Source organism: Chromohalobacter sp. HP20-39 (assembly GCF_033052815.1).
Taxonomy (GTDB): Bacteria; Pseudomonadota; Gammaproteobacteria; order Pseudomonadales; family Halomonadaceae; genus Chromohalobacter.
On sequence record NZ_JAWHTP010000291.1, the window covers coordinates 1 to 364 of the forward strand.

Here is a 364-nt window from a genome sequence, read left to right on the forward strand (position 1 = left end):
CCGACATTCGCGCCGTTGCTGGCATCGGACGAAGCCACCGCGACGCCCACGGCGATCGACTTGGGCGGCTCAACACGCAGCGCGATGTTGCGACGGCCGAAGTCGACCTCCGCGTAGAGACCCTTCTGGTCCAGCAACCGCCCGAGCGCCTGAAGCCAGTTCTCGGCATCCCGCGTGACGAACGTCGTCTCCTCCGTCAGCGCAATGGTCTTTTGGGCGGTCCCCGTCCAACCGCTGGGAGCTATCGCCTTGACGATTTGCGCCAGCGGCTGCGTGACGCTCCCGGGACGCACGAGTTGCAGATTGCCGTGCTCGCCGACCATCGCGATGCGGCCGGAGAAGCCAGTGAACCCATGGGGCAAGT

Annotated in this window: 1 protein-coding gene; it reads right to left on the reverse strand. The window is 66.2% G+C overall.

What is annotated here, in order from left to right:
- Positions 1-364 (reverse strand): hypothetical protein (locus tag RVY79_RS18040; RefSeq protein ID WP_317465897.1); only part of this gene is annotated, 364 nt, incomplete at both ends.